Below are 19851 nucleotides of genomic sequence, written 5' to 3' on the forward strand. Positions count from 1 at the left end.
AAGATCATCAACGCCGAGGGCGAAGCGCAGGCCGCGGCGGCGCTCGGTTCGGCGTCGGACACGATGATGGCGCACCCGCTGGCGTTGCAGCTGCGCAACCTCCAGACCCTGATGGAGATCGGGGTGGACCACAACAGCACGGTGGTGTTCCCGGCGCCGCTGATGAGCACGATCGGCGAGCTGGGTACGTTCCTGGCCCGCGAAGCCGCTGCTGCGGCTCCGGCGATCGGCGCGGTCAAGGTCGTGCCCAACGGCGAAGCCGCCGGCACGGGTTCCCGCCGGGATGGGCTCTCGCCGCAGCGGGAACCGGCCCAGGCGGACGGCGAGGCGGTCGCGGACATCCCGGGCCCGAAGCCCGCGGAGGCGCAAGCCGAGCCGGTCGTGCCCGCCTGAACTTACAGCGTCTTCCTGCTTGCGAGACGGAGGGAGAGGTTGGCGTCGCCACGAATCGTGGCGAAATCCTCTGGTGCCGCGTGTTCGGGACGCGGCCCTTGTCCTTCCGTTTGGTGCCTTTCGGTTGCTTCGCCGGTGTCGTTGGGCTCTGACTCCCTGCTCTGCCGACGTTTCATCGTGGCTGCACACCGGGCGGAAAGGGGATGCCATGTCTTCGCGTACGCACTCAAGCCGTTTCGGGCTGTCCGTCGTGACCGCGGCGTGCCTGGTCCTCGGGCTGGGTACGGCCTCGGCCCAGGCGTCGGCCGACACGGCGAGGCTTCGGGCGCGGGTCGAGCTCGAAGCTCTCGCCGATGGGGCTGCGACCTGGCCTTACGACCTCAACGAACACGGCGTCGTCGTCGGCGAAGCGGCCGTGCCCGCCGGTCCGGCCCATGCCGTCCGGTGGGGCCGGTCGGCGCTGGTCACCGATCTGGGGGCCGTCGACGGACTCGACACGCGCGCCGTCGCGGTCAACGAGCGGGGAACGAGTACCGGCTATTACGACGTCTACGGTCTTCCGCGCGCCGTTCGGTGGTCCACGTCGGGGGCGGTGAGCCGGCTGGACTCGTTGAGTGGAGCGCCGCCATCGTCGTCGATCAGCATCCCGACCGGGCTCGCCGAGGACGACACGGTGATCGGTTACGCGACCGCGGCCGACACGACCACGCACTCGGTGCGCTGGGACCGCCTCGGCCGGGTGCACGACCTCGGTGTGCTGCCGGGCGGGTGGGACAGCGTGCCCTACGGCATCAACGCCGCCGGGACGGTGGTGGGATTCTCCTCGTCGGCCGACAGCCGTCCCCACGCGGTGCGCTGGGACAGCGCGGACCGGATCTTCGAACTGGGCAGCATCGCCGGGCAGACCGCGAGCTGGGCGCTCGCGATCGGCAACGACGGCGGCATCGCCGGCTTCGCCATCGCCGGGGCCCGGACGACGGCCGTGCGCTGGGACGGGGCCGGTGCGGTCACCGAATTGGCACCGCTGCCGGGGCACGAAGCCGGTACCGCCGTCGGCCGCAATGCCGTGGGGACCGTCATCGGCACGTCGGTCGGCGAGCCGCACATCCGGGCCGTCCGCTGGGACCGGCGTGGCCGAGTCACCGCGCTCGACACACTGCCCGGCGGCAGTGACGACCGGCCCACCGGCATCAACGACTCGGGTGTGGTGAGCGGCCAAGCCACCCAGGCCGGCCGGCAGATCGCGGTCAGCTGGGATCGGCGCGGACACATCGCGACGTTGCCGGTGCCGCCCGACGCGTCCGGGTCCGGTGCGCTGGGCGTCAACGACGAAGGGGTGATCGTAGGCGTCTACGAGGGGCTGGACGGACAGTCGCACGCGGTCGTCTGGCGGTGAACCCGATGTTTGCCCGGGCAAGCGCTGTCACTCGGCTTCTGGTCACCGTGGCCGCGGTGGCGTTGTTCCTCGGCGTGCCTCGCAGCGCGCATGCGGGCGTGGACGACTTCACGATCGAGTCGTTCTCCGCCGACTACCACCTCGGCGTCGATCAGGACAGGCATTCCCGGCTCGACGTGACAGAGCGGCTCACCATGCTGTTTCCCGCGATCGACCAGAACCACGGTTTCGAACGGATCCTTCCGGGCGATTACGACGGCCACCCGGTCGGGCTGCGGATGGATGCCGTCACCGACGGCGCCGGGCGTACCGTCCCCTGGACGACCCGCAGCGTGGGAGCCGACACCGTGGTGCGTATCGGAGATCCTTCCCGGTTCGTCCACGGCAGCCAGGTCTACGAACTCCACTACCTCCTCCGCGACGTCACCCGCAGCACCGGCGACCACGACGAACTGCACTGGAACACCTCGGGCACCCACTGGCGCCAGCTGGTGGAGAAGACCGTTGTCCGGCTGTACCTCGATGCCGGCGTCATGGCCGCCTACAACGGCGACCATGCTTGTCTACAAGGGACGCCGGAGTCCGCGGAGCCGTGCGCGGTGGCACGGACGATCAGGGATGGCGCCACCACGTTCACCCTGACCGCGTCGCGCCCGATGCGGCCAGGAGAGAATGTGTCGCTGCGCTTCGGCTTCCGGCTCGGTACTTTCGCCACCTCCGGCGAACCCGGACTCGGCACGGGAACCATCGTCGGATGGGGTGCACTGAACGTGGTGGCCGTGCTCGCCGGAACGGCCTTCCTGGTGCGGCTCTGGCGGCGACGTGTCACCGGCTTCGCCGCGGTCCGGGACCGCGAACCGGTCACCGTGCCGCCCGGGAACGTCAGCGTGCCCATGGCGGCGGTGTTGTGCGGGCGTCCTCACCTCGCCTTCGGCGCCGGACTCCTCGACCTGGCGGTGCGCGGGTACCTCACGATCACGCGATCCGGGCGCGGCGACAAGGTCGACCGCCGCAAGATCTACCGTCTCCGCTTCACTCGCGACCTCGCCGGTCTCACACCCCCGGAATCGCACGTCGCCCGGATCGTCTTCGGCGAGAAGCCCCGGCGCGGGAGCAAGACCGACACCGGTCGGTTCCCGGCTCGGGTGCCTCCGCGCGCGAAGGTCCTCGTGGAGCGGCTCGAAGCCGAGGCGCTCCGGCTCCAGCTCGTCCGTAAGGAGGCCGTGCATCGCAAGCCGTACTACTGGTGGGGTGGAGCGCTGATCGTCCTCGGTACCGCTCTCGTGTCTCCAGGCGTTGTCGCGGTGGGCATCGCCACCTGCGTGGTCGCCTCCCGCTTCAGCCGGCTGACCGACGCCGGCGCCGAGCTGCGCAACCAGTTGCTCTGCCTGCGCAAACACCTGAAGGAGACCTGGCGGGCCGGGCCGCGGGAGCCCGACCCGGCCGAACTGCTCGACCCGGCCCGGCGCCTCCTGCCCTATGCGGTCGTCTTCGGTCTGGACCGGAGCTGGAACGCCGTGCTCAACCCGAAAGCTCCCCGCACCACGTCCCCGGACGGACCGGACCCCTGGTGGCCGGCAATCGGCGCCGGCCCGGCCACCACCACCTTCAGCGGAAGCGCGGGCGGTGGCGGGGGCGGTGATGGCTGGTAGCGGTCCCGGCGTATTCCGCGCGCCGGACGGCCATCGGAAACGGCGGCGCTGGCCGGGTGACGGGGGAGTCCGCTCCTGCACGAGCGGTGCGGCACGGACGGCGGGGCATCGGTCCTGCACCGGCCGGACCCGGTTCGGTTGCCACGCGATGCCGTGCGCCGGACCGGGACGGAGGCCGACCGCAGGAGGAACCGGGTTCCCGGCCGGCTGTTGGGCCGGTGGGACGAGTGGATTACCCCGCGCGGCAGCGGTTTCCCGAGCCGGCCACGTGGTCTATGCCAATCATGGGCCTATTGGCGCGCGGGCCGGTGACGTTCGGCCCCTACCCGGCCGCGCGGCCGGTTGCACGCTGGGGGATCGCGCAATCCGTCTCGACGGAGAGGAGGACCCGCGATGCTGGTTTGCCCTGTCGTCGCGCGACGTCGCGGGCCGAGCCATGACTGATGTCGAACTCGCCGGCCTGGATGCCGGAACCCTGACCATGATCCTGGAGGCGATCGGGGAGTTCGCCGACCGGAACCTGGACACGGAGCTGCTGCTGCGGCTCGACCACGAGGACCGGTGCCCGGAGGAGCTGGTCCGCCGGATGTGCGGGGACGAGCTCGGCATCCACCTTCTCTTCGTCCCCGAGGACTACGGCGGGATGGGGGCGGGCAGCCTCGACGTCTGCCGCGTCTGCGAGCGCATGGCCGGCCTCGACCTCGGCGTCGCCACCAGCGTGCTCGCCACCGCGCTGGGCAGCGACCCGATCGCCGTCGGCGCGACGCCGGAACAGAAGAAGACCTGGCTCAGCCGGATGGCGGGGGAGGGGCTCCTGTTCGCCTACGGCGCAACGGAACCCGAAGCCGGCAGCGATCTCGGGGCGCTCAAGACCGTCGCCGTCCCGGTCGTCGAAGACGGCCGCACCACCGGGTACCGGATCACCGGCCGCAAGCAGTGGATCAGCAACGGCGGCATCGCCGACGCCTACTGCGTGCTGGCCAACGCGCCGGGCGGGCCGAGCTGGTTCGTCGTCGAACGCGACGCGCCCGGGTTCACGCACGCGAAACCCGAAGACAAGCACGGGATCCGGCTGAGCAACACCGCCGCGCTGTTCCTGGACGACGTCACGCTCGGCACCGACGCGCTCGTCGGCGGCGTCGAAGGCCAGGGACTGTGGCAGGCCCAGCAGGTGTTCGGCTACACCCGGCTGATGGTCGCCGCGTTCGGGCTCGGTGCGGGTTGGGCGGCGCTCGACCGGGCGATCGCTTACGCCGCCGACCGGATCCAGGCCGGCGGTCCCCTGTCGCGCAAACAGGGGTACACGCACAAGCTGATCGTTCCGCACGCCGCACGGCTCGAAGCCGCCCGCGCGTACATCGAGGAGACCGCGACCCGGCTCGACACCGGCGAACTGGGGCTGAACACCGAGGGCGCCATCGCCAAGTACCTCGCCACCGAGGCGGGCAACCTCGCCGCCGACGCGGCGATCCAGGCCCACGGCGGCTACGGCTACACCCGCGAGTACCTCGTCGAAAAGATCAAGCGTGACGTCCGGATCACCACGATCTACGAAGGCACGTCGGAGATCATGGAGATGACGATCTCGCGCGACCGCTGGCAGGAGCACCTCAAGACCCGAGGCCGGTACTACCACGACCGGGCCACCGAACTGGAAGCCCTCGAAGCCGCCCACCCGGGGGCCGGTGCCGCCACCGCCGCACTCGGCCTGCACGTGCTCGCCGAGCTGCTCGAACGCTGCCGCGTCGCACGGCTCACCCGGCACCAGCACGTCCTGCTGCGCCTCGGTGAGCTCATCGCCTACGCCGAATGCGCCGCCGCCCTGTGCCGGCGCGCCACCCTCGCGGAGCTGTCCGCGAAGGCCGACCGGCGGTTCGACACCGCCGCCCTCGCCGTCCTCGCGCGGGTGTTCGCGCGAGAAGCGGTCCTGCGCGTGACGACCGTGGGGCTGCAGCTCGTGCAGAGCAGCGCGGACACCGCGGTGGCGGACCTGGCCGCCACCCTGCGGCTGCCGGAAGTCATGGCGAGCCAGGCCGGTGGACTCGCCGACGCCGATGCCCTCGCCGGCATCCTCAACGCCCGATCCGGAGGCCAGTGATGCCCGAGCAACCCCACGATCGAGCCGTCGCGATCGTCGGCGTGAGCGCGATCATGCCCGACGCGCCGGACGCGGTGGCCTTCTGGCACAACATCGTCCAGGGCCGCTATTCGATCGGCGACGTCCCGCCGGAACGCTGGGACCCGGCGCTGTACTACGACGCCGACCCCGCCGTGCCGGACAAGACGTACTCGAAGATCGGCGGCTGGGTCCGCGAGTTCGAATGGGACCCGCGGCACTGGCGGCTGCCGGTGCCGCCGAAGGTCTCGGCGTACATGGACGACGCCCAGAAGTGGGCGGTCAACCTGGCGCGCGCGACCCTGCTCGACTACGGCTGGCCGGAGCGGAAGCTGGACCACGAGCGGACCGCCGTGATCGTCGGCAACGCGCTGGCCGGGGAGAAGCACTACCAGACCGCGCTGCGGATCAGCTTCCCCGAGTTCGCCCGCGAACTGGAGCGCTCGGCGACGTTTTCGGCGCTGCCCAAGGCGATCCGCGCCGCGATCGTCGACGAGGCCCGGCACGGCCTGCGCGAAACCATCCCGGACGTCACCGAGGACAGCATGCCCGGGGAGCTGGCCAACGTCATCGTCGGCCGGATCGCCAACCTCTTCGACTTCCACGGGCCCAGCTACGTCACCGACGCCGCCTGCGCGTCCGGTCTCGCCGCCATGGCGACCTCGGTCGAAGGCCTGATCAACGGCGAGTACGACACGGTGCTCACCGGGGGCATCGACCGCAACATGGGCATCGCCGCGTACGTGAAGTTCTGCAAGATCGGCGCGCTGTCGGCCACCGGCACCCGGCCCTACGGCAAGGGCGCGGACGGCTTCGTGATGGGCGAGGGCGGGAACCTGTTCCTGCTCAAGCGGCTGGCCGACGCCGAACGCGACGGCGACCGGATCTACGCGGTGCTGCTGGGCATGGCGGGGTCCAGCGACGGCAAGGGCAAGGGCATCACCGCGCCCAACCCGGTGGGCCAGCGGCTCGCCGTCGAGCGCGCCTGGCGGCTGGCCGGCGCGGACCCGGCCACCTGTTCGCTGGTGGAGGGGCACGGCACGTCCACCGCGGTCGGCGACGTCGTCGAGGTGCAGGCGCTCGCCGAGGTCTTCGGCTCGGCCCCGGCGGGCTCGATCCCGCTCGGCTCGGTGAAGTCCAACATCGGCCACCTCAAGGGCGCGGCCGGGACGGCGGGTCTGTTCAAGGCCACGATGGCCCTGCACGAGAAGATCCTCCCGGCGACCCTGCACGCCGAGGTGCCGAACCCGCACATCGACTTCGCCCACGGCCCCTTCCGGGCCAACACCGAACTCCACGAGTGGGCCCGGCCACCGGCCGGGATCCGGCGGGCCGGGGTGAGCGCGTTCGGCTTCGGCGGGACGAACTTCCACGCCGTGCTCGAGGAGTACGTGCCCGGCCGGCACCGTGACCCGGAACGGAAGTCCGTGTCCTTCGCCGGAGCCGACCTGCCCGCGAAGAGCGAGCCCGCGAAGACCGGACCGGCGAAGACCGAGCCCCCGCGCGGAGCGTTCGTCGCGGGCGCCGCCGACGAGCGCGGGCTCGCCGACCGGCTCCGGCAGGCCGCCGCGGGTGAACTGCCCCAGGCGGGACCGCCGCCGGCGGCCGACCTCGCCGCGCCACTGCGGATCGCGATCGACTACGGCGACACCGCCGAGCTGGCGGAGAAGGCGAACCGCGCCCTGCAGGCGCTCGACCGGGGCAACCCGGCGATCTGGAAGGCGTTGCGCGCGCAGGGCGTGTTCCTCGGCCGTGGACCGCGGCGCAAGGTCGCCTTCCTCTACACCGGCCAGGGCTCGCAGTACGTCAACATGCTCCGGACGCTGGCCGCCCGCGAGCCGGTGGTGGCCGAGACGTTCGCCCAGGCGGACGCGGTGATGACCCCGCTGCTCGGCAAACCGCTCACCGAGTACCTCTTCGCCGACGGCGCGGACGCCGTCGCCCGTGCGGAGCAGCGCCTGCTGCAGACCGAGATCACCCAGCCCGCCGTGCTGGCGGCCGATCTCGCCCTCACCCGGCTGCTGGCCGAACACCACGTCCGGCCGGACCTCGTGATGGGGCACAGCCTCGGCGAGTACGGCGCCCTGGTCGCGGCCGGTGCACTGTCCTTTGAGGACGCTCTGGAGGCGGTCAGTGCCCGTGGCAGCGAGATGGCCCACCTGACCGTCGAGGACAACGGCGCGATGGCCGCGATCTTCGCCCCGCTCGACGAGATCGAACGGACCATCGGCCGGATCGACGGTTACGTCGTGATCGCCAACGTCAACAGCACGAGCCAGGCGGTGATCGGCGGCGCCACCGCCGCCGTCGAAGCCGCGGTGGAACGGTTCGCCGCGGCCGGGCGGACCGCCGTGCGGCTGCCGGTCAGCCACGCCTTCCACACCGCGATCGTCGCGCCGGTCAGCGAGCCGCTGCGCCGGATGCTGCGGCGGCTCGAGCTGAAGGCGCCGGCGCTGCCCGTCGTCGCGAACGTCGACGGCGAGCTGTACCCGGACTCGCCGGACCGGATGCCCGACATCCTGGGCCGCCAGGTCGCGTCGCCGGTCCAGTTCGTCAAGGGGCTCGAGACGTTGTACGCCGAAGGCGCGCGGGTGTTCGTCGAAGTCGGCCCGAAGAAGGCACTGCACGGCTTCGTCGAGGACGCGCTCGGCAGCCGGCACGACGACGTGCTGGCCCTGTTCACCAACCACCCCAAGCAAGGCGACCTGGTGTCGTTCAACCAGGCCTTGTGCGGGCTGTACGCCGCCGGGTTCGGCGCCGCCGAGGCGGCCCCCGAAATCCCGGCCGAGCCGAGGACGGCGACTGTGACTCCCGACCGGTACACCGAACTGGGCCACCTGGTGGCCGACTTCTTCACCCGGAGCCAGGCGGTGCTGGGTGGCGCACCCGCGCCGGCCCCGGTGCCCGCGGAGACCGAGCCGGTCGTGATCACCGGGGCGGCACTGGGCCTGCCCGGCACCGAGCGCGTCTTCGACGACGCCAACGTGGGCCGGATCCTGCACGGCGAGCAGTTCATCGGCGCGATCCCGCGGGCGTTCCGGGAAGCCATGGCGGACAAGCACATCACCCGCCTGGTCAAGAGCGAGAACGGTTCGCCACGCTTCGCGGCCATCGACAGCCCGGACGACGTCATCAAGCTCGCCGCCCGCGCGGGCGCGCTCGACGTCGTCGAGGAGTTCGGCGTCGACCGCGAACGCGACAAGGCCCTCGGCGAGTGCACGCGGCTGGCGATCGGCGCGGGCTTCGACGCGTTGCGCGACGCGGGGATCCCCCTGTCCCAGCACTACAAGACGACCACGGTCGGCGGGAAACTGCCGGACCGGTGGGGCCTGCCCGAGGCGCTGCGCGACGACACCGGCGTGATCTTCGCGTCCGCGTTCCCGGGCCTCGGCGAGTTCGCCGAGGACGTCGAACGCTATCTCGCCGACCGGTACCGGCACCACGAACACGACACCCTGGCGGCCATTCGCGCGCGGGCCGAGGGCGACGTCGCCGTGGAGCTCGACCGCCGGATCGCGGCCCTGGACGCCGAGATCGCCGCGGCGCCGTTCGAGTTCGACCGCCGGTTCCTGTTCCGGGTGCTGTCGATGGGACACTCGCAGTTCGCCGAGATCATCGGCGCGCGCGGGCCGAACACCCAGGTCAACTCCGCCTGCGCCAGCACGACCCAGGCGATCGGGCTGGCCGAGGACTGGATCCGGGCCGGCCGGTGCCGGCGCGTGGTGATCGTCGCGGCCGACGACGCGACCTCCGACTCGCTGCTCGAGTGGGTCGGCGCGGGCTTCCTGGCCAGCGGCGCGGCCGCCACCGACGCGGCGGTCGAGGACGCGGCCGTGCCGTTCGACGCGCGGCGCCACGGGATGCTGCTCGGCATGGGCGCCGCGGGGATCGTCGTCGAGTCCGCCGCGGCCGCCCGGGAACGCGGCCTGCAGCCGATCTGCGAGGTCCTCTCCGGGGTGAGCGCCAACAGCGCGTTCCACGGCACGAAACTGGACGTCGAGCACATCTCCGGGGTGATGGAGACGCTGGTGGCCCAGGCGGAACGGCGAGGGCTGGACCGGCACGCGATCGCCGCGGAGACGGTGTTCGTCTCCCACGAGACGTACACGCCGGCGCGCGGCGGCAGCGCCCAGGCGGAGATCGACGCGCTGCGCAAGGTCTTCGGCCGGGACGCCGACCGGGTGATCATCGCCAACACCAAGGGGTTCACCGGCCACCCGATGGGCGTCGGGATCGAAGACGTCGTCGCGATCAAGGCCCTCGAAACCGGGATCGTGCCGCCGGTGCCGAACTTCAAGGAGATAGACCCGTCCCTGGGCCGGCTCAACCTCTCGGGCGGCGGAGCCTACCCGGTGCGCTACGCCCTGCGGCTCGCGGCGGGCTTCGGCTCCCAGATCAGCATGGTGCTGCTGCGCTGGACCCCGGTCGCCGACGGCCGCCACCGCGCGCCGGCGGAGCTGGGCTACTCCTACCGCATCGCCGACCGCGGGACGTGGCAGCGCTGGCTGACGGACCTGGGCGGCACGGACCTGGAGGTCGACCACCGGCGGCTGCGGATCGCCGACGGGACGGCGCCCGAGCCGGCCGCCGAGCCGATCGTGGTTCCCGAGCCCGCCGTCGACGATGTCACCGCGCAGGTCCTGTCCGTGGTGGCGGAGAAGACGGGCTATCCGGAGGACATGCTCGAGCTGGATTTGGATCTCGAGGCCGACCTGGGTGTCGACACGGTGAAGCAGGCGGAGGTGTTCGCGGAGATCCGGGAGCGGTTCGGGATCGAGCGGGATGACACGCTTCGGTTGCGTGATTACCCGACGTTGAACCACGTGATCGGTTTCGTCCGGGAGCGCGGGGCCGGCGACGGGCCCGCTCCGGCCAGTGACGAGGTGACGGACCAGGTGCTCGCCGTCGTCGCCGAGAAGACCGGCTACCCGGAGGACATGCTGGAGCTTGATCTCGACCTCGAAGCCGACCTCGGCGTCGACACGGTGAAGCAGGCCGAGGTCTTTGCGGAGATTCGCGAGCGGTTCGGGATCGAGCGGGATGACACGCTTCGGTTGCGTGATTACCCGACGCTGGCCCACGTGATCGGTTTCGTCCGCGACCGATCGGCCACTACGCAGTCCGATGTGGACACTGTGGAGGCGACCGTCCTCGCTGTGGTGGCGGAGAAGACCGGCTATCCGGAGGACATGCTCGAGCTGGACCTGGATCTCGAGGCCGATCTCGGGGTGGACACGGTGAAGCAGGCGGAGGTGTTCGCGGAGATTCGCGAGCGGTTCGGGATCGAGCGGGACGACACGCTTCGGTTGCGTGATTACCCGACGCTGGCCCACGTGATCGGTTTTATCCGCGACCGATCGGCCACTGCGCAGTCCGATGTGGACAATGTGGAAGGAACGGTCCTCGCTGTGGTGGCGGGGAAGACCGGCTATCCGGAGGACATGCTCGAGCTGGACCTGGATCTCGAAGCCGATCTCGGGGTGGACACGGTGAAGCAGGCCGAGGTGTTCGCGGAGATTCGCGAGCGGTTCGGGATCGAGCGGGACGACAACCTCAGGCTGCGCGACTACCCGACCCTCGCCCACGTGATCGGCTTCGTGCGCGAGCGCGCATCGACGGCAACGGCCGTCGAAGTGTCCACAGTGGAAGAGGCACCTGTCGAAACCGGAGCCTTCCCGCGCCGCGTGCCGGTCGCGACCATCCGGCCGCCGCTGGAGTTCTGCCGGGCCACCGGTACCGAACTCCGCGCGGGACAGCGGGTCGTCGTCGCGAGCGATGGCGGGGGAGCGGGCGCCGCGCTCGCCGAACGGCTGGCCGCCCGCGGTGTCGACGTGCTGCTCGCCGAGCCGGGCGACGAACGGCTCGGCGACGGGCCCGTCCACGGCGTCTACTGGCTCCCGGCCCTCGACCACGAAGGCCCGATCGACGCCATGGACCTCGAGGCCTGGCGCGAAGCCAACCGGATCCGCGTGAAGCTGCTCTACGCCACCATGCGGAAGCTGAACGACCAGGAACCGTTCCTCGTCACCGGCACCCGGCTCGGCGGCCGGCACGGCTACGACGAAGCGGGCGCATACGCCCCGCTCGGCGGCGCGGTCACCGGGTTCGCCAAGGCCTACGGCCGCGAACGGCCCGACGCGCTGGTCAAGGCGGTCGACTTCGGTCCCGAAGCGACGCCGCAGGAGATCGCGGACGCCCTTGTCGAAGAGACCCTCACCGACCCCGGCGCGCTGGAAGTCGGCCGGTCCCAGGGCCTGCGGTGGAGCGTCACGGTGGAAGAGCGCCACCTCGAAGGAGACGGGATGACACTGGGACCGGACACCGTGTTCGTGGTGACCGGCGCCGCGGGCAGCATCGTTTCCGCGATCACCGCCGACCTCGCGAAGGCCTCGGGCGGCACGTTCCACCTGCTCGACCTGACGCCCGAGCCGGACGAAGGCGACGCCGACGTCGCCCGGTTCACCACCGATCACGAAGGCCTCAAGGCCGACCTGATCAGCCGGCTCACGGACAAGGGCAAGCGCCCGACGCCGGTGCGGGTCGAGCGCGAACTGGCCCGCTGCGAGCGGCTCGCCGCGGCGCGGGCGGCGATCGACGCCGTGCGGGACGCGGGCGGCCGGGTGCACTACCACTGCGTCGACCTCACCGACGCCGACGCGGTCGCGAAGGCGCTCGAAGGCGTCGAGCGCGTCGACGTGCTGCTGCACGCCGCCGGGCTCGACATCAGCCACGCCCTGCCGGACAAGGAACCCCGCGAATACGACCTCGTGTTCGGGGTCAAGGCCGACGGCTGGTTCACCGTCCGCAAGGCCCTCGGCGACCACCCGCCCGGCGTCACCGTGGCGTTCAGCTCGGTCGCCGGCCGGTTCGGCAACCTCGGCCAGACCGACTACAGCGCGGCCAACGACCTGCTGTGCAAGCTCACCTCGGCGACCGGCGGCCTCGCCGTCGACTGGACGGCGTGGGCCGGCATCGGCATGGCGACGCGGGGTTCCATCCCGAAGATGATGGAACGCGCGGGCATCGAGATGCTGCCGCCCGAGATCGGCGTCCCGTGGATCCGCCGCGAACTCACCGGCGGCGCGTACCGCGGCGAGGTCGTCGTCGCGGGCGAGCTGGGCGCCCTCGTCGACGAGCGCGACGGCGTCGAACCGGCGAGCTTCCCCGCCGGGCCGATGACGGGCGAGGTCGAGCGGATGGGAGTCCACAGTGGACTCCGCGTCCGGACGACGCTCGACCCGGGCGAACAGCCGTTCCTCGGCGACCACCGGATCGACGGCACCCCGGTGCTGCCCGGCGTGCTCGGTATCGAAGCCTTCGCGGAGGTGGCGGCGCTGCCGCTGCCGGGCTGGCGCCCGGTGGCGATCGAGGACGTCGAGTTCCTCGCCCCCTGCAAGTTCTACCGGGACGAGCCGCGCACCCTCACCGTCACCGCGGCCTTCCGCGCGGACGGCGACGGCCTGGTCGCCGACTGCGCGCTGACCGGCGCCCGCGTGCTGGCCGGGCAGGCCGACCCCCAGGTGACGACCCACTTCACCGGGCGGGTCCGGCTCGCGCGGACGCCGGTGGGCGACGCGGTCACCGCGGCCGCGCCGCCGGTCCCGGACGGGAAAGGCGTGCCCGCGGACGCGATCTACGACGTCTTCTTCCACGGCCCCGCCTTCCGGGTCCTCGAACGGGCCTGGCGGGCCGAAAGCGGCCCGGTTGGGTTGTACGCGAGCGACCTGCCGCCCGACCACGTGCCCGGGGACCGGCCGGAGCTGGTGTCGCCGCGGCTGATCGAGCTCGTCTTCCAGACCGCCGGGATCTGGGACATCGGCCGGCACGGCCGGTTCGGCCTGCCCCGGCACGTCGACCGGATCGTGCTGCACGACGCCCCCGAGCCGCGGGGACGGCTGGAAGCCGTCGTGACGTCCGAAGAGGACGGTTTCGGCGGACGCGTGCTCGACGAGAACGGCGCGGTTCTGCTGGAGCTGAGCGGCTATCGCACGACCGAGCTGCCCGGCGCGCTCGACACCGGCCGCAGTGCCCCGATGACGGAGGCGATGGCGTGAGCGGCTTCCACCGGGTGGCGGTCGTCAACCGCGGCGAGCCGGCCCTGCGGTTCCTCACCGCCGCGGCCGAGCTCGCCCGCGAGGGCGACCCGCTGACCACCATCGCGCTCTACACCGAACCCGACCGGCAGGCCTGGTTCGTGCGCGAGGCCGACGAAGCCGTGTGCCTCGGCCCGGCCATGACCACCGACTCCGGCACCGGCCGGCAGCGCCAGGCCTACCTGGACCTGGCGCGCCTGGAACAGGCGCTCGTCGAGGCCGGGGCCGAGGCCGCCTGGGTCGGCTGGGGCTTCGTCGCCGAGCACGCCGAGTTCGCCGAGCTGTGCGAAAAGCTCGGGATCGTCTTCATCGGCCCGTCGCCGGAGGCGATGCGGCTGGCCGGCGACAAGATCCGGGCGAAGCAGCTGGCCGAGCGGGCCGGGGTGCCCGTGGTGCCGTGGAGCGGCGGCCCGGTCGGCACCCTGGCCGACGCCGTCGCGGCGGCCGGGCGGATCGGCTTCCCGTTGCTGGTCAAGGCGACCGCGGGCGGCGGGGGCCGCGGGATCCGCCGGGTGGGCGGCCCGGAGGAGCTCGAAGCGGCGTTCGAGTCGGCCCGGTCGGAGGCGCGGCACGGCTTCGGCGACGCGAGCGTGTTCCTGGAACGCGAGCTGACCGGGGCCCGGCACGTCGAGGTCCAGGTCATCGCCGACCGGCACGGCACCGTCTGGCCGGTCGGCCTGCGTGACTGCTCCCTGCAGCGGCGGCACCAGAAGGTGCTGGAAGAGTCGGCGTGCGTCCTGCTCGATCCGGGACAGGACGCCGAGATCCGCGCCGCGGCGGCCCGCCTCTGCTGCGAAGCGGGATACACGAACGCCGGCACGGTCGAGTTCCTCTACGTGCCGAAGACGCGTGAGTACTTTTTCCTGGAGGTCAACGCGCGCCTGCAGGTCGAGCACCCGGTCACCGAGCTGACCACCGGGCTCGACCTGGTGAAGCTGCAGATCGCCGTGGCCCGCGGGGAACGGCTGACCGGGCCGCCGCCGGCGTCGTCCGGGCACGCGATGGAGGTCCGCCTCACCGCCGAGAACCCCGACCACGGCTTCGCGCCGGCGCCCGGGCGGATCCGCCGGTTCCGGCTGCCCGCCGGGCCCGGGATCCGCGTGGACACCGGCGTCGCCGAGGGCGACGAGATCGCCGCCGAGTTCGACTCGATGATCGCGAAGGTGCTGGCGTGGGGCCGCGACCGCGAGGAGGCGCGGGCGCGGCTGGCCGGGGCGCTGGCCCACACCCAGCTGATCGTCGAGGGCGGCCGGATCACCAAGGCGTTCCTGCTGACCCTGCTCGACCACCCGGACGTCGTGGCCGGCCGGTACGACACCGGCTGGCTCGACGCGAAGACGGCGACCGGTGAGCTCCTGGAACGCCGGTACGCCGACATCGCGCTCGTGTGCGCCGGGATCGAGGCGTACGCGCTGGAGCATGAGCGCACCCGAGCGGAGTTCTACGCGGGAGTGGCCCGCGGCCGGCCGGGCCCGGCACCGGACGGCGAGCGGCGCATCGAGTTCCGCTACCGCGGCACGCCGTGCGTGGTGGGCGTCCTCCAGCACGGCCCGTCGAGCTACCGGGTCTCGCTCGGCGATGCCGAAACCGACGTCGAGGTCGCGCGCGTGGGCGAGGTCGAACGGCGGCTGCGCTTCCCCGGCCGGGCCTACCGGGTGCTCGCCGCGCACGCCGGCCCGATCCACACCGTGGAGGTCGAGGGGATCACCCACACCATCGCGCGGGACGAGGGCGGCGTGGTCCGTTCGCCGACCCCGGCGGTCGTCGTGTCGGTCGCCGTCGCGGCCGGGGACACCGTCGCGGCCGGCGACCCGCTGGTCGTCATCGAGTCCATGAAGATGGAGACGGCCGTGACCGCGACCTTCCCCGGCCGGGTGCGGTCGGTGCTCGTGGGGCCGAACGTCCAGGTCGGTGCGGGTGCTCCGCTGCTGCGGCTGGACCCGGTGATCGGGGACAGCCCGGTGTCGGGCCGGGGCGTCCCGGAGCTGAGCGCCGGCCCCGGAACCGGGCGGAGCCTGGCCGGCGCGCTGCGGTCGCTGCTGCTCGGGTTCGACGCCGATTCGGGCGCGCTCGCCCGCCTGGGCCGTGGCGAGGACCCGTGGACGCCGCTGCCGGAGGACGATCCGGAGCGGTTCCGCGGGGAGCGCGAGTTCCTGCGGCTGTTCGCGGACGTCTGCGCGGTGTCGCGCCGCCGTCCGGAGCCCGGGGACGAGACGGGGGAGGAGCGCGTCCGTGCCCCCGAGGAGTACCTGCTGACCTGCCTGCGGACCTACGGCAGCGGCGGCGAGGGCCTGCCGCCCCGGTTCCTGGACGGGCTGCTGCGGGTGCTGCGCCACCACGGGATCACGAAGCTGGGACCTTCGCCCGAGGTCGCGGACGCCCTGCTGCGCCTCCACCGCGGGCAGCACCGGCTCGAAACCGTGCTGCCCGCCGTCACGGCGATCCTGGACCGCTGGACCGGCCGCGGCCCGCACCCGGCCGACGACGACCTGCGCGAGCTGCTCGACCGGCTCGTCGCGGCCACCGACCAGCGGTACCCGGCGGTCATGGACCTGGCCCGCGACGTCCGGTTCCGCTGCTTCGAACAGCCGGTGCTGGTGCGCGCGCGAGCCCGGCTCTACCGGGAGATGGACGGCCACATCGCCGCGCTCGCGTCCGGTGCCGGCTCCGGCGAGGAGCGGGACCGGCGCATGGCCGCCCTCGTCGGCTGCCCGCAGCCGCTGCGGCCGCTGCTGCTGCGGTGGTACCGGCGGGGTGACGAGCGGGCGCGGGACGTCGCGCTCGAAGTCGCGGCCCGCCGCTACTACCGGATTCGTGAGCTCGGCCCGGTCGACCTGGTCGACGCCGGGGGAGCCCGGCTCGCCGTGTCCGGCTACCGGTACCGCGGCACGCTGTTCCACCTGATGGTGGGCTGCGGGGCGGCCGGCGGCCTGCCCGAGCTCGCCGCGGCCGTCGGCCGGTACCTCGCCGGGCTCGCCGCGGACCTGCGGCCGGTGCTCGACCTGCACCTGTGGGCCGACACCGAGCCCGGGGACGACCTGCGCGACCGCCTGCGGGACGTCCTCGCCGCGGCGGTGCCCGCCCGGCCGCTGCACCGCGCCGACGTGACGGTCACCGGCCCGCGGGGCACCCGGCACTTCACCTTCCGGTCCACAGTGGACGGGCTGGCCGAGGAACCGCTCTACCGGGACATGCACCCGATGCTGGCCAAGCGGCTGAACGTCGATCGGCTGTCGCGCTTCGCGATCACCCGCCTCGACTCCGCCGAAGACGTCTACCTGTTCCACGGCGTCGCGCACGAGAACCCGAAGGACGAACGGCTGTTCGCGCTCGCCGAGGTACGCGACCTGACGCCGGTCACCGGCGAGCACGGCGAGGTGGCGAGCTACCCCGCGCTGGACTGGGTGCTCGGCGAGGTGCTGTCCGGGCTGCGCCGGTTCCAGTCCCACCGGCCGGCGGGCCGGCGGCTGCTCAAGAACGTGGTGCTGCTGCACGTCCGTCCACCGTGGACGGTCGCGGCGGAGCTGTGGCGCGACCTCGGCCACCGGCTGGCGCCGTCGTTCCGCGGGCTGGGCGTCGAGCACGTCCTGGTCCGGCTGCGCGCGGCGGGTCGCGATGTCGTCCTGGACGTCAGCCACCTCGGCGGCGCGGGCGTCGTCGTGCGGGAGACGCCGCCGTCGGACGAGCCGATCGAACCGCTCGGCGAGTACGACCTGAAGGCCCTGCGCACCGAGCGGCGCGGTGAGGTCTACCCGTACGAGCTGGTCCGGCTGCTCACCCCGCCCGCCGGGGCCACGTCGGACTTCCCCGCCGGGGAGTTCACCGAGTACGACCTCGACGCCGCGGGCGCGTACGGGCCGGTCGACCGGCCACCGGGCGGCAACACGGCCAACCTCGTCACCGGGCTGATCCGCAACCACACCGCGACCGTGCCCGAGGGCATGGCCCGCGTGCTGATCGCGGGCGACCCCAGCCGCAGCCTGGGCGCGCTCGCCGAGCCGGAGTGCCGCCGGATCGTGGCGGCCCTCGACCTGGCCGAGCGCACGGGCGTGCCGGTGGAGTGGTTCGCGGTGTCCTCCGGCGCGCGCATCTCGATGACCAGCGGCACCGAGAACATGGACTGGATCGGGGCGGTGCTGCGCCGGATCGTCACCTTCACCCAGGGCGGCGGCGAGATCAACATCGTGGTCACCGGGATCAACGTCGGCGCCCAGCCCTACTGGAACGCCGAGGCGACGATGCTCATGCACACCCGCGGCGTGCTCGTGATGCTGCCGGACAGCGCGATGGTGCTCACCGGCAAGCAGGCCCTCGATTTCTCCGGCGGCGTCTCGGCCGAGGACAACCTCGGCATCGGCGGGTTCGAGCGGATCATGGGCCCGAACGGCCAGGCCCAGTACCGGGCCGGCGACCTCGAATCCGCGTGCGAAATCCTCTTCGCGCACTACGAGCACACGTACGTGGTGCCGGGCGAGCGGTTCCCGCGGCGGGCCCGCACCGCGGACCCGGTCGACCGGGACGTCCGCGCCACCCCGCACCCGCGGCTGGCCGGCACGGACTTCACGACCGTCGGGGACGTCTTCTCCGCCACGGCCAACCCCGAGCGCAAGAAGCCGTTCGCCATCCGGGCGGTCCTGCGGGCGGTCGCCGACGCCGACCACCGGCCCCTGGAACGCTGGGCCCGGTGGAAGCACGCCGACACCGCGGTGGTGTGGGACGCGCACATCGGCGGGATCCCGGTGTGCCTGATCGGGTTCGAGTCGCACCCGGTGCCGCGCGAGGACCCGGTGCCCGGGGACGGCCCGGCGGTGTGGACGGCGGGGACGTTGTTCCCGCAGTCGTCGAAGAAGGTGGCCCGCGCGATCAACGCGGCGAGCGGCAACCGGCCGGTGGTCGTGCTGGCCAACCTGTCGGGCTTCGACGGCTCGCCGGAGTCGATGCGCAGCCGCCAGCTGGAGTACGGCGCGGAGATCGGCCGCGCGGTGACCAACTTCGCCGGGCCGATCGTGTTCGCGGTCGTGTCGCGCTACCACGGCGGTGCGTTCGTCGTGTTCTCCAAGCAGCTCAACGAAAACCTGGAGGTCGCGGCGGTCGAGGGCTCCTACGCGTCGGTGATCGGCGGCGCGCCGGCGGCGGCGGTGGTGTTCGCCCGCGAAGTGCGGTCCCGCACCCAGGCGGACCCGCGCGTGGCGCGGGCTCGAACCGGTTCCGCCGCGGAGCTGCGGGAGGTGACGGAACAGGTCCGGGCGGAGAAGCTCGGCGAGGTGGCGGCGGAGTTCGACGACGTGCACGACATCGTCCGCGCCCGGAAGGTCGGCTCGGTCGACCACATCATCCCGGCGAGCGGTCTGCGGCCGTACCTGGTCGCGGCCCTGGAACGGGGGATGGCCCGGTGCGGCGTACCCCGGTGAGCCAGCCGTGGGAGGGAACCGCCGCCGCGAGCGACGGCGGTTCCGTCAGGCAGCGCGGGGGAGCGTGGGGCACGGTGGCCGCGCAGGTGAGCAGGAAGTCGCCGTACCGGCGCCACCAGCCGGGGAATTCGGTGCCTTCGGCCGCGCGCACGACCAGCGGGCTCCACCCGGGCCCGCCGGCGTCGAGCTCGACCTCCACCGAGCGGGTGTCCCGGCGCAGGCCGGTGCCGAGGACCTTCAGTGCGCTCTCCTTGGCCGACCAGATCAGGTTGGCGAGCACCGACCGGTCTCCGGCGGAGACCGTCTCGCGTTCGCGGGCCGTGAACCACGTCCGTACGAAGGCAGCCGAGCGGGGTTCGACCAGTTCGAGGTCGCAGCCGAGTGCGGCGCCGGGCGGCCCGGTCAGGCAGACGGCCCAGTCGGCGCGGTCGGTCAGCGAAACGGCGACGGGTGCGGGCACGCCGTCGTGGCAGGCGACCGGCGCACCGGTCGAGGCGGGGCGGACTTCGATGCGGGCCAGCGTGCCGGCGGCGTCGTCGAGCCCGAGCGCGGCCGCGATCGCGTGTTTCGCCGTCCACCGCGACAGTCTCAGCTCGGACCGCCGTTTCGGGTGCCCGAGCCCGGCCAGCCGCGCCGCCTCGGCCGGTGACAGCCAGTCGTCGGCGATCGGGACGTCCCGCATCCCGCAGGCGAGCCAGTGTCCGGTCACGGTTCCAGCTTCCCCACGGCGTCCTCGGCCGCACAGGGCCGAAAGCCACCACCCCGCCGGTGGTGCCGACCGGCAACCCGA

Annotated in this window: 6 protein-coding genes and 1 pseudogene; 6 read left to right on the top strand and 1 reads right to left on the bottom strand. The window is 72.7% G+C overall.

Going from position 1 to position 19851, the window contains the following annotated elements; all coding sequences use genetic code 11:
* From AB0G28_RS36270 to AB0G28_RS36295, 6 genes and pseudogenes are all read left to right on the top strand, one after another.
* A pseudogene (locus AB0G28_RS36270) lies at positions 1-393 on the top strand (hypothetical protein); the annotation flags it as partial.
* A 208-nt stretch (positions 394-601) separates the two neighbouring features.
* Positions 602-1789: a hypothetical protein gene (locus AB0G28_RS36275; protein ID WP_361099981.1), complete on the top strand. Its 1188-nt coding sequence runs from the start codon at positions 602-604 to the stop codon at positions 1787-1789.
* A gap of 56 nt (positions 1790-1845) precedes the next feature.
* Positions 1846-3441 carry a DUF2207 domain-containing protein gene (locus AB0G28_RS36280; RefSeq protein WP_361099984.1) on the top strand — a complete coding sequence of 532 codons (1596 nt, stop codon included), beginning with the start codon at positions 1846-1848 and terminating at the stop codon, positions 3439-3441.
* A gap of 436 nt (positions 3442-3877) precedes the next feature.
* Positions 3878-5539: an acyl-CoA dehydrogenase family protein gene (locus tag AB0G28_RS36285; protein WP_361099987.1), complete on the top strand. Its 1662-nt coding sequence runs from the start codon at positions 3878-3880 to the stop codon at positions 5537-5539.
* Complete coding sequence (locus AB0G28_RS36290) at positions 5539-13611, top strand: SDR family NAD(P)-dependent oxidoreductase (RefSeq protein ID WP_361099990.1); 8073 nt, start codon at positions 5539-5541, stop codon at positions 13609-13611. Before AB0G28_RS36285 ends, AB0G28_RS36290 begins: the two co-directional genes overlap by 1 nt.
* Positions 13608-19061, top strand: coding sequence for a carboxyl transferase domain-containing protein (locus AB0G28_RS36295; RefSeq protein WP_361099993.1), 5454 nt, complete (start codon positions 13608-13610; stop codon positions 19059-19061). Before AB0G28_RS36290 ends, AB0G28_RS36295 begins: the two co-directional genes overlap by 4 nt.
* Here AB0G28_RS36295 and AB0G28_RS36300 read toward each other — a convergent pair.
* On the bottom strand, positions 18982-19770 hold the full coding sequence (locus AB0G28_RS36300) for a 4'-phosphopantetheinyl transferase superfamily protein (RefSeq protein ID WP_361099996.1): 789 nt from the start codon (positions 19768-19770) through the stop codon (positions 18982-18984). The genes AB0G28_RS36295 and AB0G28_RS36300 overlap by 80 nt on opposite strands.
* Between the last annotated feature and the right edge of the window lie 81 nt (positions 19771-19851).

It is taken from the genome of Amycolatopsis sp. NPDC021455, assembly GCF_040640995.1.
Taxonomy (GTDB): domain Bacteria; phylum Actinomycetota; class Actinomycetes; order Mycobacteriales; family Pseudonocardiaceae; genus Amycolatopsis.